Source organism: Serratia sp. SM04 (assembly GCF_040280225.1).
Classification (GTDB): Bacteria; Pseudomonadota; Gammaproteobacteria; order Enterobacterales; family Enterobacteriaceae; genus Serratia; species Serratia sarumanii.
The window spans coordinates 449,631-471,641 of record NZ_JBEOQT010000001.1 but is presented as its reverse complement, the minus strand read 5'-3'; the positions used below and the strand labels follow the sequence as shown (position 1 = coordinate 471,641).

The following is a 22,011-nucleotide window of genomic DNA, read 5'->3' as shown; positions in this document are numbered from 1 at the left end:
AGCAAGCCTGATACGATGCCTTTTCAACCTCAATTCGCGCAGCAGCGCCAAGCCATTCGTCAACTCATACGCCAACGTCGGCGCGAGCTTACGCCGGGCCAGCAACGCTTTGCCGCAGACAAGATAGCCGAGCGCCTCGTCGCGCATACGCACATTAAGGCGGCGCACAGCATCGCGGTATTCCTGTCGTTTGACGGTGAACTCGACACCGGGCCGCTGATCGAGCAACTGTGGACGCTCGGCAAACGGGTTTACCTGCCGGTGCTGCACCCGTTCAGCCCTGGCCACCTGCTGTTCCTGCGTTATGCGCCGGAAACGCCGCTGGTGCGCAATCGCTTCAATATTCTCGAACCGCGCCTCGATGTGCGCCAGGTGCTGCCGCTGGGCGAGCTGGACGTCGTGCTGACGCCGCTGGTGGCGTTCGATCATACCGGGCAGCGTCTGGGCATGGGCGGCGGCTTTTACGATCGCACCCTGCAAAACTGGCGCAGCGGCGGCCCCTATCCTATCGGCCTGGCCCATGATTGCCAGCAGGTGGAGCACCTGCCGATCGAGCACTGGGATATCCCGCTGCCGGAAATCCTCACCCCGCTCTGCAGCTGGGCGTGGCACGAGCCCAAATAGCAAAAGGCCGGATCGCTCCGGCCTTTTTCGTTGCGGCGAGCCGCCGAATCAGAACAGCAGACGGGCGCGAATGGTGCCGTCGATGGCCTTCATGCGCTGCAGCGCGGCGTCGGCGCGTGCGGTTTCCGCTTCGATGTCGATCACCACGTAGCCGATTTCCGGCCCGGTTTGCAGATACTGTGCGGCGATGTTAACCCCCTCTTCGGCGAAGATCTGGTTAATCTGCGTCAGCACGCCCGGGCGGTTTTCGTGGATGTGCAGCAGGCGGCTGGCGTTCGGGCCATGCGCCGGCAGCGACACTTCCGGGAAGTTGACGGCGGACAGGGTCGACCCGTTGTCGGAGTATTTCGCCAGCTTGCCGGCCACTTCGTCGCCGATATTCTCCTGCGCTTCCTGGGTGGAGCCGCCGATGTGCGGCGTCAGCAGCACGTTGTCGAACTCACACAGCGGCGAGTTGAACGGATCGCTGTTGGTCGCCGGTTCTTCCGGGAAGACGTCGATCGCCGCGCCCGCCAGGTGATTGCTGGCCAGCGCGTCGCACAGCGCGGGAATATCCACCACGGTGCCGCGCGAGGCGTTGATCAGAATGGCGCCCGGTTTCATCAGCGCCAGCTCTTCCGCCCCCATCATGTTCTTGGTGGCAAGCGTTTCCGGCACGTGCAGCGTCACCACGTCGCTCATATTGAGCAGATCGGACAGATGACGCACCTGCTGCGCGTTACCTAACGGCAGCTTGTTCTCGATGTCGTAGAAGAACACCTTCATGCCCAGCCCTTCGGCCAGAATGCCCAGCTGGGTGCCGATGTGGCCGTAGCCGATGATGCCCAGCTTTTTGCCGCGCGCCTCGTAGGAGCCCACGGCCAGTTTGTGCCACACGCCGCGGTGCGCCTTGGCGTTGGCGGCCGGAATGCCGCGCAGCATCAACAGCAGCTCGCCCAGCACCATTTCGGCCACGGATCGGGTATTGGAGAACGGGGCGTTGAAGACCGGAATACCGCGCTTGGTCGCCGCTTTCAGATCAACCTGGTTGGTGCCGATGCAGAAGCAGCCCACCGCCACCAGTTTTTCTGCGGCGGCGAACACCTCTTCGGTCAGATGCGTACGCGATCGGATGCCGACGAAGTGCGCATCGCGGATGGATGCCTTCAGCGATTCGGTGTCTAACGCACCCTTGTGGTATTCGATGTTGGTATAACCGGCGGCACGTAAATTATCGACCGTGCTCTGATGAACCCCTTCCACCAACAGGAATTTAATCCTGTCTTTCTCCAATGATACTTTTGCCATTTACCCGACCCTATGTTCAGACTTCAGAAGCGGCTGTGACGACACAGCTCCCATCCAACATAACAAAAATAACGCGGGCGGCAATACAAACGATTGCCTGCCCAGCAGGACAAGGCGCAGCGTTGATGGCGGTTTACGGCAGAAAATGCCATAGGGAAAGTTTTCGGCAGAAGCTTTGGGGAGTCAGTTTTCACAATGTGACATAAGTCACCAAATTTGCCGTTTTTCAGAAAAGATATTTTAACCGAAGAATTATGCGGCCCGGCACTACCGGGCCACAAACGGCGGAGGTTTATTTGACCACTTTCACGCCTTCCGGGGTGCCGACCAGCGCCACGTCCGCGCCGCGGTTGGCGAACAGCCCCACGGTCACCACGCCGGCGATGCCGTTGATCTTGTTCTCCAGCGCGATGGCGTCGGTGATGCTCAAGTTATGCACATCGAGGATCACGTTGCCGTTGTCGGTCACCACGTTTTGGCGATACTCCGGCAGGCCGCCGAGTTTCACCAGCTCACGCGCCACGTAAGAGCGAGCCATCGGGATCACTTCCACCGGCAGCGGGAACTTGCCCAGCACGTCCACTTGCTTGCTGGCGTCGACGATGCAGATAAATTTCTTGGCGATGGCGGCGATGATCTTCTCGCGCGTCAACGCCGCGCCACCGCCTTTGATCATCTGCATATGGCCGTTGATTTCGTCCGCGCCGTCTACATAAATATCGAGCGAGTCCACTTCATTGCTGTCGAACACATGGATGCCGAGGCTTTTCAGCTTGGCGGTGGAGGCGTCGGAGCTGGACACCGCGCCTTCGATCTGGTGCTTGATGGAGCCCAGCGCGTCAATAAAGTGGGCGGCGGTAGAACCGGTGCCGACCCCGACGATGGTGCCCGGCGTCACGTATTCCAGCGCTGCCCAGCCCACCGCTTTTTTCAGTTCATCCTGCGTCATAATATGTCCCTTGCCTCTGTACGAAAACGTGTGCGTATTATAGGGTAAAACGCTGTTTTTCACGCCGGCAGGATCACACTTATTTGCCGCAGCCCGCATTTTTAGCCGCTTAGCGGCGAGACGGGGGCGTGATTTTTCCACCTGCGCCGCGCGCAAAATGTGGCATAGTGCCGGTATCATTCTAATTTAAGGGATATCTTTCCGATGAAACGCCCAGACTATCGTACGCTGCAAGCGCTGGACGCGGTGATCCGTGAGCGCGGCTTCGAGCGCGCCGCTCAAAAACTCTGCATCACGCAATCGGCGGTATCCCAACGCATCAAACAGCTGGAAAACCTGTTCGGCCAACCGCTGCTGGTCCGTACCGTGCCGCCGCGCCCGACCGAACAAGGGCAAAAGCTGCTGGCGCTGCTGCATCAGGTGGAATTGCTGGAAGAAGAGTGGCTGGGCAACGACACCGGCGTCGATACGCCGCTGCTGCTGTCGCTGGCGGTCAACGCCGACAGTCTGGCAACCTGGCTGCTGCCGGCGCTGAAGCCGGTGCTGGCGGATTCCCCCATTCGCCTGAATCTGCAGGTGGAAGATGAAACCCGCACCCAGGAGCGGCTGCGCCGCGGTGAGGTGGTGGGCGCGGTGAGTATTCAGCCGCAGCCGCTGCCGAGCTGCCTGGTGGATCGGCTGGGGGCGCTGGATTACCTGTTCGTGGCCTCCAGCGCCTTCGCCGAGCGCTATTTCCCGAGCGGCGTCACCCGCTCCGCGCTGCTGAAAGCGCCGGCGGTGGCCTTCGATCATCTCGACGACATGCACCAGGCGTTCCTGCAGCAGAACTTCGATCTGTCGCCGGGCAGCGTGCCCTGCCATATCGTGAACTCGTCGGAAGCCTTCGTGCAGCTGGCGCGTCAGGGCACCACCTGCTGTATGATCCCGCATCTGCAGATCGAAAAAGAGCTGGCATCCGGTGAGCTGATCGATCTGACGCCGGGGCTGTATCAGCGCCGCATGCTGTACTGGCACCGCTTCGCGCCGGAAAGCCGCATGATGCGCAAAGTGACCGACGCGCTGCTGGAACACGGCCACCAGGTGCTGCGCCAGGATTAAAACGAAAAAAGGTTCGCCGCAGCGAACCTTTTCTTCAATACGAACACCTTACTGCGCGGCGTTGCGCTGCAGCTCGAACACCACATCCACCTGATCGTCGAAGTGAATGCTTTGCTGCTCATAGGTTTGCGCCGCGTCGCTTTCCGCCGCCGCACCCGCCGCCTTATACATCCGCGCCACCGGCATCGGTTGGTAGTTGGCGACCCGGTAGCGAATGCTGTACACCGGCCCCAGCTTGGCGTGGAAGCCTTTGGCCAGGGATTCGGCCTGCTGAGTCGCGTTCTCGATCGCTTTTTGCCGCGCCTGCTCGCGATACACGTCCGGCTTGGCGACGCCCAGCTCCACCGCGCGGATCTCGTTCAGGCCGGATTTCAGCGCGCCGTCCAGCAGCTCGTTCAGCTTGTCCAACTGACGCAGGGTTACCTGCACCTGACGCACCGCCCGGTAGCCCTTCAGCACCGACTCGCCGGTTTTCAGGTAGTCGTACTCCGGCTGGGTGCGCAGGTTGGCGGCGCTGATGTCTTTCTTCTCGATGTTATTTTTCTGCAGGAAATCAAAGTACTGCGCTACGCGCTCGTCCACCTGCTTCTTCGCCTGGGCAGCGTCTTTGGAGGAAACGCTCACTTCGATCGCCAGGGTGGCGATATCCGGCGTGGCGTCCACGCTGGCGGTGCCGGAGGTGACGACGTGCGGCCCTTCAGGCACTTCGGCCGCCTGCAGCGCCATCGGTAACGTCCCTAATCCGACCATTGCGGCCATAGCCAATGCTTTTAGCTTCACAGTGTCTCCTTAATGACAGGCTGTCTCTGATCGCCGGCTTTTCCCTGTGAGAACCGCCGGATTCCTGGCATCAAACGTAGCATATCGCGCGGCGTTTTGAATTCGGATTAGTGGCAAATTCTTATAAATTTGCCCCCTGCCAGGCCAGCTGCAGCGCGATGCCCCACATCACCAGCCCGACCAGCGCGTTGATGATGCGCTGCGCCCGCTGGGTGTTCAGCCACGGCGCCAGCCAGGAGGCCAGCAGCGCCAGCCCGAAGAACCACACCGCCGACGCGCTGACCGCGCCGAGCGCGAACCAGGAGCGCACGTCCGCCGTCAGCTGCCCGCCCAGGCTGCCGAGCACCACAAAGGTATCCAGATAAACGTGCGGGTTCAGCCAGGTAACCGCCAGCATGGTGACCACGAGGCGCCAGCGGCTCTGCGCCAGCTCCTGCGCCGCGGCCTGCGCCGGTTGCGGGCTGAAGGCGGAACGGAACGCGCCCCAGCCGTACCACAGCAGAAACGCCACCCCGCCCCAGGTGACCAGCGCCAGCAGCAGCGGCGAGCGGGTCAGCAACGCGCTGCCGCCGAAAATACCGGCGCAGATCAGCACGATATCGCTCAACGCGCACAGCGAGGCGATCATCAAATGATACTGGCGGCGAATGCCCTGATTCATCACGAATACGTTCTGCGGGCCCAGCGGCAAGATCATGGCGGCGCTCAGGGCAAAACCCTGCAGGAAGACGGCTAACATGGGAGATTCCTCGGATGATAAAAGGCGCCGGACGAGGGCGCGTGTCGGTCAACACGCGCATCATACGAGGAAGCGATCATTAGGTGAAATTGATGTTTCTAATCCAGTATCAGAGATGCTAATACTTAAATCGGTGTGACGAACCCCAGCTCCTGCGAGATGCGTTGCGCAGTGGCCAGCACCGGTTTAATCAGGCTTTTGACGCCGATTTGCTGCAGCTTGGCGGTCGGCAGAGAAACAGACACCGCATAGGGCACGCGCTGTTGAATATCGAATACCGGCGCCGCCACGCAGGAGACCCCCAGCTCGTTTTCTTCGCGATCCATCGCCATACCGCGCTGGCGAATATCGGCCAGTTCCTCATACATTTTCGGCAGCTCGGTGATGGTATTGCGCGTCAGCGTCTGAATCTCCTGCTGATGGCTCTGCCAGTAGTGGGCCGGGTAATCGTCGTTGCCGTAGGCCATGAAGATTTTACCCATCGCCGAACAGTACAGCGGCATATGCTGGCCGATATAGGCGCGGGTGCGCATCATGCCGGTGGTCGGCTCCAGCTTGTAGATCAGAATGACGTGGTCGTCTTCGCGGCTGGAGAAGTTGACCGTCTCACCCACTTCCAGGTTCAGCTGTTCCAAATGCGGCGCGGCCACGTGAATGATATTGAGTGACGACAGCGCCTTCTGGCCGATGGAAATGAACTTGGTGGTCAGGCGGTAGCTGCCCGGCGACGGCGCCTGGGTCACATAGCCGCTGGTGTGTAACCCCTGCAGCAAGCGGTGCACCGTGCTCTTGTTCATGCCGGCCAGCTCGGACAGATGCGCCAGTGGGCATCCATTGGGGAAATTGCTCAGGATCTCAATCAACTGCAAACCGCGGAACAGGCTTTGGCTGCCCAGCGGTTTGTCTTTCTTGTCATCTTTCTCGTCGACGGCTTTCAGGCTCATAGCGAAAATCTCTCCAGTGTCGAACCGCCAACCGGCGCTGCGGCGAAGTCAGCAGGCTCTTTGCCGGGCATGTTACCCCAAGGCCTGCATCACGTGAAGACGGAACGCCGTTTCATTGTCCGCAGCGGGCCAAAAATCCGCAATATTTCCCCCGCATTGAAGTGAGCCATCGGTCACACTTCCGCAAAGCAAAAAATAACCAATTGTTTAATAAAAACAATTAAAACCTAATCGCCTTTGATTTAGCGCAACGAACGTCATATTATTTTTGAAATTGAATTTCGCATATTGAAATTTAAAGACCAGATACTCACCAGCGGTTTAGCTGATTTGCCCGGCATCGTCGCATGGGCACAACACCAGGGGCGCATCACATGACTATCGATAATGCGGCACAACCCATCCTTACCCTCAGCCACATCGTCAAGCGATTTGGCGGCAACGTGGCGGTCAACGACGTCAGCCTGCAGGTGATGCCGGGCGAGGTTCTGGCGCTACTGGGCGAAAACGGCGCCGGCAAATCGACGCTGATCAAAGTGCTGGCGGGCGTCTACCCGCGCGACGGCGGCGATATTCGTTTTCAGGGCGCAAGCATCGCCTCCGCCGCCGCGATAAAAAGCGCCAGCCGCCAGCCGATCGCCTTTATTCATCAGGATCTCGGCCTGATTGAATGGATGACGGTGGCGGAGAACATGGCGCTGGTGATGGGGTTTCCCCGCCGCTTTGGGTTGATCGACTGGCGCGCCATTCGCCGCCGGGCGGCGCAGGCGCTGCACGACGTCGGTATCGCGCTCGATCCCGATGCGCGCGTCTTCGAACTGTCGCGCACCGAAAAATCGCTGCTGGCGATCGCCCGCGCGGTGGCGGTCAACGCCGAGCTGCTGGTGCTGGATGAACCGACCGCCTCCCTGCCCGCCAACGACGTGCGCCATCTGTTCGCCGTGATCAACCGGCTGCGCGCCAAAAAGGTCGGCATGATTTATGTCACCCACCGCCTGGACGAAGTGATCGAAATCGCCGATCGGGTCTGCGTAATGCGCGACGGGCGCTATGTCGCCGGCGGCCGCACCGCCGACTACTCGCTGCGGGATCTGGTGCAAACCATCGTCGGTGAAGCGATGGCGGACGATCAGCGCGAACCGCTACCGGAACATCGTCCGCCGGTGCTGCAGCTCGATAGCGTCACGGTAGGCGACATCGGCCCGGTGAGCTTCGATTTGCAGCCGGGCGAGATGCTGGCACTGGCCGGCCTGCGCGGGGCCGGGCAAGAAGAGATTGGCCGGCTGCTGTTCGGGTTGCGTCAGGCCGACGGCGGCGCGATTCGGTTTCGCGATCGGCCCTATCAGGCGAGCTCCCCGCAGCAGGCGATGGCGTGCGGCGTTTCGCTGGTGGCGGGCGATCGCACCGGCGAAAGCCTGGTGATGTCGATGAGCGTGCGTGAAAACCTGTTTATCAATCCCTGCGCCAGCGGCCACCGGCTGCTCTCCCGCTACGGGCGGCGAGCGGAGATCGGCGCCAGTTGGTGGAAAGTGCAGCTATTCGACGTGCGCCCCAAGGACGTCAATATCGATATCAGCGCACTGTCCGGCGGCAACCAGCAAAAGGTGGTGATGGCGCGCTGGATGCACCTGGGAGCGCCGCTGCTGATCCTGGAAGATCCCACCGCCGGCGTGGACGTCGGCGCACGAGCGGAAATCTACCACCTGCTGAATAAATCCCTGGTGGAAGGCGTGGCGGTGCTGGTGATCTCCAACGATTTCGAGGAGATCGCCCATATTTGCAACCGCGCACTGGTGTTCAACCGTGGGAAAGTGGTCGGCGAGCTGAAAAATCAGCAGGTGTCATTCGCCAATTTATTGGAGCTGGCCTCTGCCAGCACCGGGGAAAGCGTCGCAATCACGTCAGAATCCGAGGTAGGCCATGTCTAAAACATCCGTTAAATCAACCGCGCTGGAGCAGCGCGTCAGTCTGGCGCAGGACGGCGCCGGCCCCTGGCTGATGCAGGTTCTTACCCGCTATGGCCTGCTGCTGCTGTGCATCGCGCTGGTCGTGCTGTTCTCACTGCTCACCCCCTCCTTCGCATCGATGCTGACGCTGCAGGCGATCCTGTCGAGCAAGGCCAAAATCGCCCTGTTGGCGCTGGCGGCGACCATCCCGATGATCGTGGGCAAGATCGATCTTAACGTCGGTTTCGGCATTGTGTTGTGGCATATCCTGGCGATCACGCTGCAGGTGGAATACGGCTTCTCCTGGCAGATGGCGGTGCTGACGGTGCTGGCGATCTCGGCGCTGTACGGGTTGCTGAACGGCATTCTGGTGGCGCTGGCCGATATCGACAGCTTCGTCGCCACTCTCGGCTCCGGCACCGTGCTGTACGCCATTGCCCTGTGGCACTCCGGCGGGCGGCAGATCGTCGGCGACTTGCCGGATGCCTTTATCGCGCTGCACCACACCGAGATCGCCGGCATTCCGATCGTGGCGTTTTACGTGCTGATCGTCGCGGTGGTGCTGTGGCTCATCACCGAACATACCCCGCTCGGCCGCTGCATGTATGCGGTGGGCGGCAACCCGGCGGCGGCGCGCCTGAACGGCATCTCGGTCAACCGCTTCACCATCGGCGCTTTCATCGCCTCCAGCGTGCTCACCGGTTTCAGCGGCGTGTTGATCGCCGCCGAACAGGGCGTCGGCCAGGCCAGCGTCGGCATGGACTATCTGCTGCCGGCGCTGGTCGGCGCCTTCCTCGGCAGCACCACCATTCGCCCTGGGCGCGTCAACGTCTGGGGCACCGTGGTCGGCATCGCCATTCTGGCTATCGGCATCGCCGGCATTCAGCAGTTCGGCGGTGAATTCTGGGTCGAGCCGCTGTTCAACGGCGCGACGCTGTTGCTGTCGATCACCCTGGCCGGCTATGCCCAACGCCGCCGGCTGCTCAATCAGAAAGCGGTACAACGCAGCCAGGCGACGCCGGCTGACAACAACAATCAGACAGCGACCCACCCTTAAACCAGGAGCACACCATGAAACGCATTTGGCTGTTACCGGGGTTCACCACATTATTGCTCGCCGCATCGCCGGCCTGGGCCGACGCCTATCTCGATCAGGCCACCGCCGCCGTCGCGAAGGCCACCGCCAGCGCCACCCAGTGGGACGGCCCCACCAGCGGCCCGCAGCTGCAGGCCAACAAGAAGATCATTTTTATCGCCTCCGACATGAAGAACGGCGGCGTGCAAGGGGTGCAACAGGGGTTGAGCGAAGCGGCGAAAGCCGCCGGCTGGAAGCTGGAAACGCTCGACGGCGGCGGCTCGGTGAAAGATCAGCTGGCATCGCTCAATCAGGCCATCGCCCAGAAACCGGACGGCATCGTGATCGGCGGCTGGAACCCTAACGTCGCCAAGATCCCGCTGAAAAAGGCCGTGCAGCAGGGTATCGTGCTGACCGCCTGGCATGCGGTGCCGGAACCGGGCCCCATCGCCAAATACAACGTGTTCTATAACGTCACGTCGGACTCCAACGAAGTGGCGCGCATCGCCGCGCAATACGCGGTGGTGCAGTCCGGCGGCAAGGCGAGCGTGCTGATCTTCACCGACTCGCTGTACCAAATCGCCTTGGACAAGGCCAACGTCATGAAAGAAGAGATCGCCAAATGCAGCGGCTGCACGCTGCTGGAATTCATCGACACGCCGCTGGCCGATACCGCCAACCGCATGCCGGCGATGACCTTCAGCCTGCTGCAGAAGTACGGCGACAAATTCCAATATGCGCTGGCGATCAACGATCTGTACTTCGACTTTATGGCGCCGGCGCTGAAGACCGCCGGCAAAGGCGGCAAGAACGCACCTTACAACGTATCGGCCGGCGACGGTTCAATCTCCGCTTACCAGCGTATCCGCTCGGGCGACAGCCAGTCGGCGACGGTGCCGGAACCCTTGAAGCTGCACGGTTGGCAACTGCTGGACGAATTCAACCGCGCCTTCGCCAAGCAGCCGCCTTCCGGCTACGTCACCCCGGCGCATCTGGTCACCCGCGACAATATCGCCGCCGACGGCGGCGCCAATAACCTGTATGACCCGCAAAACGATTATCAGGGCCATTACAAAGCAATCTGGGGCGTGAAGTGAACGGCGATTCATTGCGCACGCACGCCCGGCTCGAGCGCCTGTGTTCGCCGGCGATCTGGGCCGAGGGGCCGGTGTGGCTGCCGCAGGAGGATGCGGTGGTGTTCAGCGACGTGAAAGGCAATCGCATGTTCCGCTGGTCGCGCCGGGGTGAGCTAAGCCTATACCGCTCGCCGTCTCACTACGCCAACGGCAATGCGCGCGACGGCGAGGGGCGCGTGATCAGCTGCGAACACGGGCGGCGCGGCATTAGCCGCACCGAAAGCGATGGCGAGGTACGCCTGTTGATCGACCGCGTCGACGGCAAGCGCTTTAATTCGCCGAACGACGTGGCGGTGCGCTCCGACGGCACCCTATGGTTCACCGATCCGCCCTACGGCATCATCGGCGACGAAGAGGGTTACAAATCGGAAAGCCAGGTGATCGGCTGTTATCTCTACAGCTTCGATCCGCGCGACGGTTCGCTGACCATCGCCGCCTGCGACCTGCAGCGCCCGAACGGCCTGGCGTTTTCACCGGATGAAAAATGGCTGTACGTTGCGGACATGTCGATCGTGGATTTTCCGACGCTGGGCCGCCGCGAGCTGCGCGTCTATGCGGTCAACGGCCGCGAGCTGGAAGCCGGCCGCCGTTTCGCGACGGTGGAGCCCGGTTTCCCGGACGGCTTCTGCGTCGATCGGGCCGGCAATCTGTTTTGCAGCTGCGCCGACGGCGTGCTGGTCTTTGATCCACAGGGGCGACAGATCGACAAAATCAGCGTGCCGGAACGCGTCTCCAATTGTACCTTCGGCGGCCCGAACGGCGATGAGCTCTATATCACCGCCACCACCTCGCTCTACCGCATGGTGCTGAACACCCGCGGTTAGCCGGGGCCTCGCAAGACGCAGGGTGGGTTTCGATCCGCCCTGCTTTGTCGCGTCTGAAGCACGTCATTCCCACCAAAACGTGGCGGCGATCACAAAACCACCACTCAATTTTAACGTCATGTTTTTCATGAATAATTTTACTCCCTCTTGCTTTGACTTCCCTGAACCGCCGGGATAGCATTTATTTGAAATGCAATTTCGTATATTGAAATTTAGCGAACCAAAAACAGACGATTCGCACAGGCGGAGAACCGGCATGAGAGTGAGTTACAGCGAGTTAAAACAGCAATTCAAACGCGTGCTGCTGGCGCGCGGCGTGGCGGAACACACCGCCGACGACTGCGCCGGCATGTTCGCCGACACCACCGCCAGCGGCGTTTACTCCCACGGCGTTAACCGCTTTCCGCGCTTTATTCAGCAGTTGGACGCCGGCGATATCGTGCCGGACGCCGAACCCAGCAAACTGTTGTCTCTGGGGGCGATCGAGCAATGGGATGCGCACCAGGGCATCGGCAACCTTACCGCCCGCCGCATGATGGATCGCGCCATGCAATTAGCCGACGATCATGGCATCGGCCTGGTGGCGCTGCGCAACGCCAACCACTGGATGCGCGGCGGCGGTTACGGCTGGCAGGCGGCGGAGAAAGGCTATATCGGCATTTGCTGGACCAACTCGATCGCCGTGATGCCGCCGTGGGGCGCCAAAACGTGCCGTATCGGCACCAACCCGCTGATCGTCGCCGTGCCCGGCAACCCGATCACCATGGTGGATATGTCGATGTCGATGTTTTCCTACGGCGCGCTGGAGCTGAACCGGCTGGCGGGTAAAACCCTGCCGGTGGACGGCGGCTTCGACAACGACGGCCACCTGACCCGCGATCCGGCCACCATCGAAGAGAACCGGCGCATTTTGCCGATGGGGTATTGGAAAGGATCGGCGCTGTCGATCGTGCTGGACATGATCGCTACCCTGCTGTCCGGCGGCGCCTCGGTGGCGGAAGTGACGGAAGATCACCGCGACGAATACGGCGTCTCCCAGGTGTTCATCGCGATTGAGATAGACCGGTTGATCGACGGCGACAGCCGCGATCAAAAACTGCAGCGCATCATGGACTACGTCACCAGCGCCGAACGGGACAATCCCGACGTCGCCATTCGCCTGCCGGGCCACAAGTTCCCGCGCATTCTGGAAGAAAACCTGCGCGACGGCATTCCGATTGACGAACGAGTCTGGGCGCGCATTCAGGCGCTATAACGGGAGGATCATCATGATATTCGGCCACATCGCCAACACCGCGCCCGAGCAGTATCCGACGCCGGTCGCCAACGCCGTCGCCTATCTGCAACGCACCGATTTCAGCGTCTTGCCCGCAGGGCGTTATGAAGATCCCGCCACCGGCTACGTGGTGCAAGTGCTGGATCTGCATACCCAACCACCGGATGCGCTGCGCCCGGAAGTGCATAGGCAAAACGTCGACGTGCAGTTTCTGGTCAGCGGCACCGAGCTTATCGGCGTAGCGGCGGACAGCGGCGACAACGTCGTTCATCAGGAGCTGCTGGCGCAGCGCGACATCCTGTTTTATCAGGACGTGGCCGACGAATCCTGGCTCACGATGCAACCCGGCAACTTCGCGGTATTTTTTCCGCAGGACGTGCATCGCCCGGCCTGCATTAACCAGCGCCCCAGCGCGATACGCAAGGTGGTGGTGAAGATACCGCTGGCGTCGTTTAGCGCCTGATCGGCCGCAACACCCGTAACGATAACAACACCGGTCCATGGGGCCTGTGCGGGCGCCCTTGCGCCCAAACCAAGCAAAACAATAACGCCCGACCCTACAAAAAAGCGAACATCGAAAGAGGTCCTTATGAATACAGCCTCCGTTTCCGTCAGCCAAAGCCAGGCGATACCCAAGCTCCGCTGGCTGAGGATCGTGCCGCCGATCCTCATCACCTGCATCATTTCTTACATGGACCGGGTCAATATCGCCTTCGCCATGCCCGGCGGCATGGATGACGAACTCGGCATCACCGCCTCGATGGCCGGGCTGGCCGGCGGCATTTTCTTCATCGGTTACCTGTTTCTGCAGGTGCCCGGCGGCAAGCTGGCGGTATACGGCAACGGCAAGAAATTCATCGGCTGGTCACTGTTGGCCTGGGCGGTGATCTCGGTGCTGACCGGCCTGGTCACCAACCAATACCAGCTGCTGTTCCTGCGCTTCGCCCTCGGCGTTTCCGAAGGCGGCATGCTGCCGGTGGTGCTGACCATGATCAGCAACTGGTTCCCGGATAAGGAGCGCGGCCGCGCCAACGCCATCGTCATCATGTTCGTACCGATCGCCGGCATCCTCACCGCCCCGCTGTCGGGTTGGATCATCACCGCCTGGGACTGGCGCATGCTGTTCCTGGTGGAGGGGGCTCTGTCGCTGGTGGTGATGGCACTGTGGTACTTCACCATCAGCAACCGGCCGCAGGAAGCCAAATGGATCTCGCAGGCGGAAAAAGAGTATCTGGTGAAGACCCTGCACGACGAACAGCTGCTGATTAAAGGAAAAACGGTGCGCAACGCCTCGCTGCGCCGGGTGCTGGGCGACCGGATCATGTGGCAGTTGATCCTGGTGAATTTCTTCTACCAGACCGGTATCTACGGCTACACCCTGTGGCTGCCGACCATTTTGAAAGGGCTGACCCACGGCGATATGGAGCAAGTGGGCCTGCTCGCTATCCTACCCTATATCGGCGCCATCTTCGGCATGCTGATCATCTCCACCCTCTCCGATCGCACCGGCAAGCGCAAAGTCTTCGTCGCCCTGCCGCTGGCCTGCTTTGCTGCCTGCATGGCGCTGTCGGTGCTGCTGAAGGATCACGTCTGGTGGTCTTACGCTGCGCTGGTCGGCTGCGGCGTGTTTATTCAGGCGGCAGCCGGGGTGTTCTGGACCATCCCGCCCAAATTGTTCAACGCCGAAGTGGCCGGCGGCGCGCGCGGCGTGATCAATGCGCTGGGCAACCTCGGCGGCTTTTGCGGCCCGTATATGGTCGGCGTCCTGATCAGCCTGTTCAGCAAGGACGTCGGCGTCTACAGCCTGGCGGCTTCGCTGGCGATCGCCTCCGTGCTGGCGTTGATGCTGCCCAATAAATGCGACCACGGCGCGAGGAACGAATGATGGAATATTGGCTGGGGCTCGACTGCGGCGGCACCTTCATCAAGGCGGGATTATACGACCGCCGGGGCCATGAACACGGCGTTGCGCGGCGCAATCTGGCGATCGTCGCGCCGCAGCCCGGCTGGGCCGAGCGCGATATGGCATCGCTGTGGCGCACCGCCGCCGACGTGATCCGTGAAGTGCTGTCCGCCAGCGGCGTCGCCGCCGGCGCCATCCAGGCCATCGGCATCTCGGCGCAGGGCAAGGGCGCATTTCTGTTGGATAAGCAGGGGCAGCCGCTGGGCAACGCCATGCTCTCTTCCGATCAGCGCGCGCTGGCGCTGGTGCAGGAATGGCAGCGACAGGGCGTGCCGCAGGCGCTGTATCCGCAAACGCGCCAAACGCTGTGGACCGGGCACCCGGTCTCGCTGCTGCGTTGGCTGAAGCGGCATCAGCCGGAACGTTACGCCCGCATCGGCAGCGTGCTGATGGCGCACGACTACCTGCGCTATTGCCTGACCGGCGAGCTGGCCTGCGAAGAAACCAATATCTCCGAATCCAACCTGTATCTGATGCGCAGCGGACGCTATGACCCGGCGCTGGCGCAGCTGCTGGGTATCGGCGACATCATGCCCGCCCTGCCGACGATTGTCGGTTCGGCCGATATCGCCGGGCGCGTCGCGGCAAACGCCGCGGCCATCACCGGCCTGCAAACCGGCACCCCGGTGGTCGGCGGGCTGTTCGACGTGGTGTCCACCGCGCTGTGCGCCGGCCTGCAGGACGAAACCCGGCTCAATGCGGTGATGGGAACCTGGTCAGTCACCAGCGGCATCACCGACGCCATCGTCGAGGGTTTCGATCATCCCTTTGTCTATGGCCGCCACGCCGAAAGCGGCCAATACATCGTGCATGAAGCCAGCCCCACGTCTGCCGCCAACCTGGAATGGTTCTGTCGCCAATGGGGGCTGCAGGACTACGGCCAGCTTAACCGCTGGGTCGCCGCCCTGCCGAAAGCCGCCGGCGATCTGCTGTTCGCCCCTTTCCTGTACGGATCCAACGCCGGCCTGGGGCTGAGCGCCAGCTTCTACGGCCTGCAGGCCTTCCACCAGCGCGAGCACCTGGTGCAGGCGATCTACGAGGGCGTGGTGTTCTGCCACATGACGCACCTTAACCGCATGCGCCGGCGTTTCCCTGAGACGCAGGCGCTGCGCGTGACCGGCGGCCCTGCCAAATCCCTCCCCTGGATGCAAATGTTCGCCGACGTCAGCGGCCTGCCGGTGGAGCTGCCGCAGGTGGAAGAAACCGGCTGTCTGGGCGCGGCGATGGCGGCCATGGTCGGCAGCGGCGCCTTCAACGATTTCACCGCCGCCCAGCACCGGCTGGCGCCGCGTATCGAGCGGCTGCTGCCAGATGCGGCCGCCGCTGAAGCTTACGACAACAAACACCAACGTTATCAGGCACTGATTGCTGCATTGCAAAATCTGCAGCCCGCCAACAAGGAGGCTCCATGAGCACGAAACCGCGCCTGCAGTTGGCGCTCGATCAAACCCGTTTGGATACGGCGCTGCGCACCGCCGAGACCCTCAGCCCCCATGTGGACATCATCGAGGCCGGTACCATTTTGTGCATCAGCGCCGGCATTCAGGCGGTTAGCGCGCTGCGCGAGCGCTGCCCGCAGCACACGCTGGTGGCCGATCTCAAGGTGGCCGACGCCGGCGCGACGCTGGCCGAGCAGGCTTTCGGCCAGGGCGCGGACTGGATGACGGTGATCTGCGCCGCGCCATTGGCCACCATGGCCAGCGCGCGGGAGGTCGCCGAGCGTCACGGCGGTGAAATCCAGATCGAACTGTTCGGCCGCTGGACATTGGAGGATGCACGGCAATGGCGCGGCCTCGGCATTCGCCAGGCGATCTATCACCGCGGCCGCGACGCGCAGGCCAGCGGGCAAACCTGGGGCCGGCAGGATCTGGATCGGATGAAGGCGCTGTCCGATCTGGGCATCGAACTGTCGGTGACCGGCGGCATTACGCCCGCAGACCTGCCGCTGTTTAAAGAGATCGCCGTCACCGCCTTTATCGCCGGCCGCGCGTTGGCCGAAGCCGGGGATCCGCCGGCGGCCGCCAGGCAGTTCCGCACCGCCATCGATGACATCTGGAGATCATGATATGCGTCAGCACCCGTTGGGAATTTACGAGAAGGCGCTGCCGAAACACCTGAGCTGGCCCGAACGCCTGGCGCTGGCCAAGGCCTGCGGTTTCGACTTCGTCGAAATGTCAGTGGACGAAAGCGATGAACGCCTGGCGCGCCTGAGCTGGAGCAAAGCGCAGCGCCTGGCGCTGGTGGACGCCATGCTGGAAACCGGCATCCGCATCCCGTCGATGTGCCTCTCCGGCCACCGGCGCTTTCCGTTTGGCAGCCACGATCCGGCGCTGCGCCAGCGCGCCTTTGACGTGATGGAACAGGCCATTCAGTTGGCCCAAGACGTCGGTATCCGCACCATCCAGCTGGCCGGCTACGACGTGTATTACGAAGAGCAGGACGAGGGGACGCTGGCACGCTTTAGCGAAGGCATGCAGTGGGCGGTAGACCGTGCCGCCGCCGCCCAGGTGATGCTGGCGGTGGAAATTATGGATACCGCCTTTATGAACTCGATCGGTAAATGGAAAGCCTGGGACACCCTGTTGGCCTCGCCGTGGTTCACGGTGTATCCGGACGTCGGCAACCTCAGCGCCTGGGGCAACGACGTGCCGCGCGAGCTGGAGCTGGGCATCGATCGCATCGCCGCCATTCACCTGAAAGACACCTACCCGGTCACCGCCGCTTCGCCGGGGCAATTCCGTGACGTGCCGTTTGGCGAAGGCTGCGTCGACTTCGTCGAGGTGTTTCGCACGCTGCAGCGCCTCAATTACCGCGGCGCATTCCTGATTGAGATGTGGACAGAAAAAGCCGAGGAGCCGGTGGCCGAGATCGTTCAGGCCCGCCGCTGGATCGAACAGAAAATGCAACAAGGGGGCATGACATGCTGACTCAGTTAAAACAACAGGTGCTGGAGGCCAATCTCGATCTGCCGCGCCATAAGCTGGTGACCTTTACCTGGGGCAACGTCAGCGCGGTGGATCGCGAACGCGGCCTGGTGGTGATCAAGCCTTCCGGCGTTGAATACGAGCATATGACGGCGGAGGATATGGTGGTGGTCGATCTGGCCAGCGGCCGCACCGTCGAAGGGGCAAAGAAACCGTCGTCGGACACCGCCACCCATCTGGCGCTGTACCGCGAATTTGCCGATATCGGCGGCATCGTCCACACCCATTCCCGCCACGCCACCATCTGGGCGCAGGCCGGGCTGGACATCCCCGCCTGGGGAACCACCCACGCCGACTATTTTTATGGCGCTATCCCCTGCACGCGCCTGATGACCCAGGATGAAATTGAGCACGATTACGAACTGGAAACCGGCAAGGTGATTATCGAAACCTTCCGCCGGCGCGATATCAATCCCAACGCTATCCCAGCGGTACTGGTCAACGCCCACGGCCCCTTCGCCTGGGGCAAAGACGCCCACAATGCGGTGCATAATGCGGTGGTGCTGGAAGAAATTGCCTACATGGGCATTTTCTCACGCCAGCTGACGCCGGGCATCCACAGCATGCAGCGCGAACTGTTGGACAAACACTACCTGCGCAAACACGGCCAAAACGCCTACTACGGGCAGTAGCGCGCCAGGGCCATAACCGTTGCGCCCGATGCTTTGCCGCATCGGGTGCCAGCGGGCATGAGGCGCAGTGATAACGATAACCGCATTCGCCCATCGGCGAAAAATTCGCTATCATCCGCACCCACCTTCCAGCCGGCCGCCCAATGTCTACTGTCACCGATACCTTTATCGCACCGCCATGCCATGACCAAATAGAGATCCTCTATCAGGACGATCATCTGGCGCTGATCAATAAGCCGGCCGGGCTGCTCAGCCTGTCGGGCAAGAATCCGCAGAATCTCGATTCGGTACACCATCGGCTGGTACAGATCTTCCCCGGCTGCACCCTGGTGCACCGCCTGGATTTCGGCACGTCCGGCTTGATGGTGGTGGCCCGCAACAAGGCCGCCAACGCCGCGCTCTGCCGGCAGTTCAGCGAGCGCACCGTCGGCAAAGTGTACAGCGCGCTGCTGTGCGGCCATCTGGCGGATAACGAAGGGGTAATAGACGCGGCGATCGCCAAAGATCCGGCGCTGTTCCCGCTGATGTCGATTTGCGCCCTCCACGGCAAGCCCGCCCGCTCCCGTTATCGGGTCGTCGAGCGTTTTTATCGTGAAGCGGAGGGCGGGATCTCGCTGCCGCTGACGCGGGTGCAGCTCATCCCGGAGACCGGGCGCACCCACCAGTTGCGTATTCACAGCCGGCAGTTGGGCCACCCTATTTTAGGCTGCGATCTGTATGGCGGGCGACTGCTGCCGGGTACCGAACAGACGCCGCGGCTGATGCTGCACGCCAGCGAGCTGGACTTTGTGCACCCCATTAGCGGGGAGCGGATCGCCGCTCGTCACGCCGCGCCGTTCTAAACGCGGCTTACCACATCAAATCGTCGGGCACTTTAAAGTCGGCGTACGGATCGTCTTCATCCTGTTCCTCCTGACTCAGCGCGCTGTGCAGCACAATGCTGGCCGCATCGCGCTGCGCGATTTTATCGGCGACGCTCGCGGGGATAATCGCGTATTCACACTCTTCCCGGTTCTCGACCACCAGGCGTGCAATGGCGAGGCGGCCATTGATCAGCTGGGTTTGCGTCGCCTTATCCACCAGGATTTTCTTGATCAGGTTACCGTCGGTGAAGTTGAAACCGATATCGCCTTTCGCCAGAACGATGCGGTTCATCTCGATCAGCTGCTTCACCTGCGCCTTGTACTCTTTGGACAGCGCGGCCTGCTTTTGCTGCTCGTTCAGCTGCTTATCGCGCTCAAGCTGCGCCTTTTTATTCTCTTCCACCGCCTCTCTGGCCTCGCGGGCCTGAACGCGTGATTTTTTAGCCGTTCTTTGGACTTTGGCCATTTTCTTGCTGGTTACCAAGCCCGCTTTGAGCATCTGCTCTTGTAAGGTGAGTTTTGTCATGTTCGTGTCTGAAGCCGTGGGATCATGGGGGGATTATACCCGTAATTTTTCAGGCTGCACCAGGTTGCCGGCCCGGTACGTTAGCGGTTTGCGCCGCAGGGCGACGGCGGCCAACCGGTCCGAACGCCAGATCATGAATAGCGCTCATGTGGTAATGAAATTAAGTCTCTTTCACTCCCACCGGGACTCTGGCAAAAATAGACCTCATTAACGACAGACAATATGAAATCGGCTGAATAAAAAAAGAGAAAAACAACCCATTGAAAGAAATGGATAAATCCAGCCTTCATATCATATAACAGGATGCTATAAGACGATGAATAGAGACTTTGCCTTTACGATTAAGAGCAGTTCTTTCGATGAAGATTATAACCCTTCTGAAAGTACGCGTATCACCACCAACTTCGCCAATTTGGCCAGAGGGGAAAACCGCCGGGAGAACCTGCGCAACACGCTGGTGATGATTAACAATCGCTTCAATTCGTTGGCGCATTGGGATAACCCCAAGGCCGACCGCTATTCGGTTGAGCTTGACATCATTTCGGTGGAGATGCGCGTTGAAGATCAGGGCGCCAGCTTCCCGGTGATCGAAATCCTGAAAACCACCATCATCGATAAAAAAACGCAAAAGCGAATTGAGGGCATCGTCGGGAACAATTTCTCGTCTTACGTGCGCGATTATGACTTTAGCGTCTTGCTGCCGGCGCACAATAAAAACACGGCGGAATTCACTATCCCGAATGATTTCGGCGATTTGCACGGCAATATCTTTAAGCACTTCGTCAATTCAAACGAATACCATGAGAATTTCAGCAAACCGCCGGTGATCTGCCTCAGCGTGTCCAGCAAAGACACCTATCATCGGACGGGCAATCAACATCCGGTGTTGGGCGACGAGTATCGGCAAGACGGCGCTTCGCTGACCGACCGGTATTTTAAAAAAATGGGCCTGCAGGTGCGCTATTTCATGCCGAAAAATAGCGTCGCGCCCCTGGCGTTTTATTTCCCCGGGGATTTGCTGAGCGATTACACCGATCTGGAGCTGATCGGCACCATCAGCACGATGGAGACCTTCCAAAAAATCTATCGGCCTGAAATTTACAATGCCAACTCGGCGGCGGGGCAATGCTATCAGCCAAGCCTGAATAACCAGGACTATTCATTAACCAAGATTGTTTACGATCGCGAAGAGCGTAGCCAGTTAGCGATTGAGCAGGGGAAATTTACGGAAGAGCAATTTATCAAACCCTACAAGCCCATTCTTGAGCAATGGTCTGCTCACTACGCGCTTTGATTCACTTAAATACAGGTCATCTATTATGAAAATATTGCTCCCTACCTCGACCGCCGGCAGCTTGCCCAAACCTTCCTGGCTGGCCCAACCGGAAACCCTGTGGTCGCCCTGGAAATTGCAAAATGAAGAATTAATCGAAGGGAAACAGGATGCCCTGCGTTTGTCGCTGGCTGAACAACAACAGGCCGGCATCGATATCGTCAGCGATGGCGAGCAAACGCGCCAGCACTTCGTCACGACGTTTATCGAACACCTCAGCGGCGTCGATTTCGAGAAACGCGAAGTGGTTAAAATCCGCAATCGCTATGAGGCGAGCGTGCCAACCGTCGTGGGTGCGGTCGCGCGCCAAAAGCCCGTTTTCGTTGAAGACGCCAAATTTTTGCGCCAGCTGACCAAGCAGCCGATTAAATGGGCCCTGCCGGGGCCGATGACCATGATCGACACGCTCTATGACAACCACTATAAAAGCCGCGAAAAATTGGCCTGGGAGTTCGCCAAGATCCTCAATCAGGAAGCCAAAGAGCTCGAGGCCGCCGGCGTCGACATTATTCAGTTTGATGAGCCCGCATTTAACGTGTTCTTTGACGAGGTGAATGACTGGGGCATCGCCGCCCTGGAAAGGGCCGTTGAAGGGCTTAAGTGTGAAACGGCGGTGCATATCTGCTATGGATACGGCATTAAGGCCAATACCGACTGGAAAAAGACGCTGGGCTCAGAGTGGCGGCAATATGAAGAGGCGTTTCCTAAGCTGCAAACGTCTACTATCGATATTATCTCGCTCGAGTGTCATAACTCGCACGTCCCGATGGATCTGCTGGAACTGATTCGCGGCAAAAAAGTGATGGTCGGCGCCATTGATGTGGCGAATCATACCGTTGAGACGCCGGAGGAAGTGGCCGCTACGCTGCGCAAAGCGCTGCAGTTTGTCGATGCCGACAAGCTCTATCCGTCGACCAACTGCGGCATGGCTCCCCTGCCTCGTCAGGTCGCCAGCGGCAAGCTGAATGCCTTGAGTGCCGGCGCCGAGATCGTGCGCCGAGAACTGCTGGCCAAATAATCGCGCCATCGCCC

Annotated in this window: 22 protein-coding genes; 16 read left to right on the top strand and 6 right to left on the bottom strand. The window is 60.6% G+C overall.

Annotation, left to right across the window (positions count from 1 at the left end; genetic code table 11):
• Positions 1-15: 15 nt before the first annotated feature.
• Entirely contained in the window at positions 16-624 is a 609-nt protein-coding gene (locus ABTW55_RS02100; protein WP_060388362.1) for a 5-formyltetrahydrofolate cyclo-ligase, read from the top strand.
• A gap of 48 nt (positions 625-672) precedes the next feature.
• Here the strand turns inward: ABTW55_RS02100 and serA are convergent, their stop codons facing one another.
• Both serA and rpiA read right to left on the bottom strand, forming a co-directional pair.
• Positions 673-1,911: a phosphoglycerate dehydrogenase gene (serA, locus tag ABTW55_RS02095; RefSeq protein ID WP_025304156.1), complete on the bottom strand. Its 1,239-nt coding sequence runs from the start codon at positions 1,909-1,911 to the stop codon at positions 673-675.
• A gap of 292 nt (positions 1,912-2,203) precedes the next feature.
• Positions 2,204-2,860 (bottom strand): ribose-5-phosphate isomerase RpiA, encoded by a 657-nt coding sequence (gene rpiA, locus ABTW55_RS02090; protein ID WP_025304157.1) that lies wholly within the window; start codon positions 2,858-2,860, stop codon positions 2,204-2,206.
• Positions 2,861-3,064: 204 nt separating this feature from the next.
• Here rpiA and ABTW55_RS02085 point away from each other — a divergent pair, with 204 nt between their 5' ends.
• On the top strand, positions 3,065-3,958 hold the full coding sequence (locus ABTW55_RS02085) for a LysR family transcriptional regulator ArgP (protein WP_033635863.1): 894 nt from the start codon (positions 3,065-3,067) through the stop codon (positions 3,956-3,958).
• 48 nt (positions 3,959-4,006) lie between these two features.
• Here the strand turns inward: ABTW55_RS02085 and ABTW55_RS02080 are convergent, their stop codons facing one another.
• The 3 genes from ABTW55_RS02080 to ABTW55_RS02070 all read right to left on the bottom strand — a co-directional run bounded on the left by ABTW55_RS02080 (position 4,007) and on the right by ABTW55_RS02070 (position 6,421).
• Positions 4,007-4,738, bottom strand: coding sequence for an oxidative stress defense protein (locus tag ABTW55_RS02080; RefSeq protein WP_025160209.1), 732 nt, complete (start codon positions 4,736-4,738; stop codon positions 4,007-4,009).
• A 121-nt stretch (positions 4,739-4,859) separates the two neighbouring features.
• Positions 4,860-5,477, bottom strand: coding sequence for an arginine exporter ArgO (argO, locus tag ABTW55_RS02075; RefSeq protein WP_025304159.1), 618 nt, complete (start codon positions 5,475-5,477; stop codon positions 4,860-4,862).
• A 125-nt stretch (positions 5,478-5,602) separates the two neighbouring features.
• Complete coding sequence (locus ABTW55_RS02070) at positions 5,603-6,421, bottom strand: IclR family transcriptional regulator (protein WP_033649427.1); 819 nt, start codon at positions 6,419-6,421, stop codon at positions 5,603-5,605.
• Between the two features lie 374 nt (positions 6,422-6,795).
• Between ABTW55_RS02070 and ABTW55_RS02065 the strand changes: the two genes are divergently transcribed.
• From ABTW55_RS02065 to ABTW55_RS02010, 12 genes are all read left to right on the top strand, one after another.
• Positions 6,796-8,349: a sugar ABC transporter ATP-binding protein gene (locus ABTW55_RS02065; protein WP_060422099.1), complete on the top strand. Its 1,554-nt coding sequence runs from the start codon at positions 6,796-6,798 to the stop codon at positions 8,347-8,349.
• On the top strand, positions 8,342-9,424 hold the full coding sequence (locus ABTW55_RS02060) for an ABC transporter permease (RefSeq protein WP_016930014.1): 1,083 nt from the start codon (positions 8,342-8,344) through the stop codon (positions 9,422-9,424). Before ABTW55_RS02065 ends, ABTW55_RS02060 begins: the two co-directional genes overlap by 8 nt.
• A gap of 14 nt (positions 9,425-9,438) precedes the next feature.
• On the top strand, positions 9,439-10,539 hold the full coding sequence (locus ABTW55_RS02055; RefSeq protein WP_060422097.1) for a substrate-binding domain-containing protein: 1,101 nt from the start codon (positions 9,439-9,441) through the stop codon (positions 10,537-10,539).
• Positions 10,536-11,402: an SMP-30/gluconolactonase/LRE family protein gene (locus ABTW55_RS02050; RefSeq protein WP_049212572.1), complete on the top strand. Its 867-nt coding sequence runs from the start codon at positions 10,536-10,538 to the stop codon at positions 11,400-11,402. The genes ABTW55_RS02055 and ABTW55_RS02050 overlap by 4 nt, the downstream gene beginning before the upstream one ends.
• 256 nt (positions 11,403-11,658) lie before the next feature.
• A complete protein-coding gene (yiaK, locus tag ABTW55_RS02045; RefSeq protein ID WP_033654044.1) occupies positions 11,659-12,657 on the top strand; it encodes a 3-dehydro-L-gulonate 2-dehydrogenase in 999 nt (332 codons plus the stop codon).
• Between the two features lie 13 nt (positions 12,658-12,670).
• A complete protein-coding gene (locus ABTW55_RS02040; protein ID WP_049212569.1) occupies positions 12,671-13,141 on the top strand; it encodes a YhcH/YjgK/YiaL family protein in 471 nt (156 codons plus the stop codon).
• A gap of 126 nt (positions 13,142-13,267) precedes the next feature.
• Positions 13,268-14,563, top strand: a complete 1,296-nt coding sequence (locus tag ABTW55_RS02035; RefSeq protein WP_033654042.1) for an MFS transporter — start codon at positions 13,268-13,270, stop codon at positions 14,561-14,563.
• The gene (locus tag ABTW55_RS02030; RefSeq protein ID WP_060422094.1) at positions 14,563-16,053 is read left to right on the top strand and encodes an FGGY-family carbohydrate kinase; all 1,491 of its coding nucleotides are present in this window, start codon (positions 14,563-14,565) and stop codon (positions 16,051-16,053) included. Before ABTW55_RS02035 ends, ABTW55_RS02030 begins: the two co-directional genes overlap by 1 nt.
• Positions 16,050-16,706: a 3-keto-L-gulonate-6-phosphate decarboxylase UlaD gene (gene ulaD, locus ABTW55_RS02025; RefSeq protein ID WP_033649415.1), complete on the top strand. Its 657-nt coding sequence runs from the start codon at positions 16,050-16,052 to the stop codon at positions 16,704-16,706. The genes ABTW55_RS02030 and ulaD overlap by 4 nt, the downstream gene beginning before the upstream one ends.
• A gap of 1 nt (position 16,707) precedes the next feature.
• On the top strand, positions 16,708-17,568 hold the full coding sequence (locus ABTW55_RS02020; protein ID WP_060422091.1) for an L-ribulose-5-phosphate 3-epimerase: 861 nt from the start codon (positions 16,708-16,710) through the stop codon (positions 17,566-17,568).
• The gene (gene araD / locus ABTW55_RS02015) at positions 17,562-18,257 is read left to right on the top strand and encodes an L-ribulose-5-phosphate 4-epimerase (protein ID WP_033649413.1); all 696 of its coding nucleotides are present in this window, start codon (positions 17,562-17,564) and stop codon (positions 18,255-18,257) included. The genes ABTW55_RS02020 and araD overlap by 7 nt, the downstream gene beginning before the upstream one ends.
• A gap of 143 nt (positions 18,258-18,400) precedes the next feature.
• The gene (locus ABTW55_RS02010) at positions 18,401-19,099 is read left to right on the top strand and encodes an RluA family pseudouridine synthase (RefSeq protein ID WP_060388356.1); all 699 of its coding nucleotides are present in this window, start codon (positions 18,401-18,403) and stop codon (positions 19,097-19,099) included.
• A 7-nt stretch (positions 19,100-19,106) separates the two neighbouring features.
• Here ABTW55_RS02010 and ABTW55_RS02005 read toward each other — a convergent pair whose 3' ends face one another.
• Entirely contained in the window at positions 19,107-19,646 is a 540-nt protein-coding gene (locus ABTW55_RS02005; RefSeq protein WP_033635867.1) for a DUF2058 domain-containing protein, read from the bottom strand.
• A gap of 316 nt (positions 19,647-19,962) precedes the next feature.
• Here ABTW55_RS02005 and ABTW55_RS02000 point away from each other — a divergent pair, with 316 nt between their 5' ends.
• Positions 19,963-20,940, top strand: a complete 978-nt coding sequence (locus tag ABTW55_RS02000) for a DUF1852 domain-containing protein (RefSeq protein ID WP_060422089.1) — start codon at positions 19,963-19,965, stop codon at positions 20,938-20,940.
• 25 nt (positions 20,941-20,965) lie between these two features.
• Positions 20,966-21,997: a methionine synthase gene (locus ABTW55_RS01995; RefSeq protein ID WP_033635869.1), complete on the top strand. Its 1,032-nt coding sequence runs from the start codon at positions 20,966-20,968 to the stop codon at positions 21,995-21,997.
• The last annotated feature ends 14 nt before the right edge of the window (positions 21,998-22,011 follow it).

What these genes read in the sequence shown, in the direction of transcription:
- rpiA (WP_025304157.1), bottom strand. Translation starts at nt 2,860, where the DNA reads ATGACGCAGGATGAACTGAAAAAAGCGGTGGGCTGGGCAGCGCTGGAA.
- ABTW55_RS02030 (WP_060422094.1), top strand. Translation starts at nt 14,563, where the DNA reads ATGGAATATTGGCTGGGGCTCGACTGCGGCGGCACCTTCATCAAGGCG.
- ABTW55_RS02060 (WP_016930014.1), top strand. Translation starts at nt 8,342, where the DNA reads ATGTCTAAAACATCCGTTAAATCAACCGCGCTGGAGCAGCGCGTCAGT.
- ABTW55_RS02010 (WP_060388356.1), top strand. Translation starts at nt 18,401, where the DNA reads ATGTCTACTGTCACCGATACCTTTATCGCACCGCCATGCCATGACCAA.
- ABTW55_RS02065 (WP_060422099.1), top strand. Translation starts at nt 6,796, where the DNA reads ATGACTATCGATAATGCGGCACAACCCATCCTTACCCTCAGCCACATC.
- ABTW55_RS02070 (WP_033649427.1), bottom strand. Translation starts at nt 6,421, where the DNA reads ATGAGCCTGAAAGCCGTCGACGAGAAAGATGACAAGAAAGACAAACCG.
- ABTW55_RS02040 (WP_049212569.1), top strand. Translation starts at nt 12,671, where the DNA reads ATGATATTCGGCCACATCGCCAACACCGCGCCCGAGCAGTATCCGACG.
- ABTW55_RS01995 (WP_033635869.1), top strand. Translation starts at nt 20,966, where the DNA reads ATGAAAATATTGCTCCCTACCTCGACCGCCGGCAGCTTGCCCAAACCT.
- ABTW55_RS02055 (WP_060422097.1), top strand. Translation starts at nt 9,439, where the DNA reads ATGAAACGCATTTGGCTGTTACCGGGGTTCACCACATTATTGCTCGCC.
- ABTW55_RS02035 (WP_033654042.1), top strand. Translation starts at nt 13,268, where the DNA reads ATGAATACAGCCTCCGTTTCCGTCAGCCAAAGCCAGGCGATACCCAAG.
- araD (WP_033649413.1), top strand. Translation starts at nt 17,562, where the DNA reads ATGCTGACTCAGTTAAAACAACAGGTGCTGGAGGCCAATCTCGATCTG.
- serA (WP_025304156.1), bottom strand. Translation starts at nt 1,911, where the DNA reads ATGGCAAAAGTATCATTGGAGAAAGACAGGATTAAATTCCTGTTGGTG.
- ABTW55_RS02085 (WP_033635863.1), top strand. Translation starts at nt 3,065, where the DNA reads ATGAAACGCCCAGACTATCGTACGCTGCAAGCGCTGGACGCGGTGATC.
- ABTW55_RS02005 (WP_033635867.1), bottom strand. Translation starts at nt 19,646, where the DNA reads ATGACAAAACTCACCTTACAAGAGCAGATGCTCAAAGCGGGCTTGGTA.
- argO (WP_025304159.1), bottom strand. Translation starts at nt 5,477, where the DNA reads ATGTTAGCCGTCTTCCTGCAGGGTTTTGCCCTGAGCGCCGCCATGATC.
- ABTW55_RS02100 (WP_060388362.1), top strand. Translation starts at nt 16, where the DNA reads ATGCCTTTTCAACCTCAATTCGCGCAGCAGCGCCAAGCCATTCGTCAA.
- ulaD (WP_033649415.1), top strand. Translation starts at nt 16,050, where the DNA reads ATGAGCACGAAACCGCGCCTGCAGTTGGCGCTCGATCAAACCCGTTTG.
- ABTW55_RS02020 (WP_060422091.1), top strand. Translation starts at nt 16,708, where the DNA reads ATGCGTCAGCACCCGTTGGGAATTTACGAGAAGGCGCTGCCGAAACAC.
- yiaK (WP_033654044.1), top strand. Translation starts at nt 11,659, where the DNA reads ATGAGAGTGAGTTACAGCGAGTTAAAACAGCAATTCAAACGCGTGCTG.
- ABTW55_RS02000 (WP_060422089.1), top strand. Translation starts at nt 19,963, where the DNA reads ATGAATAGAGACTTTGCCTTTACGATTAAGAGCAGTTCTTTCGATGAA.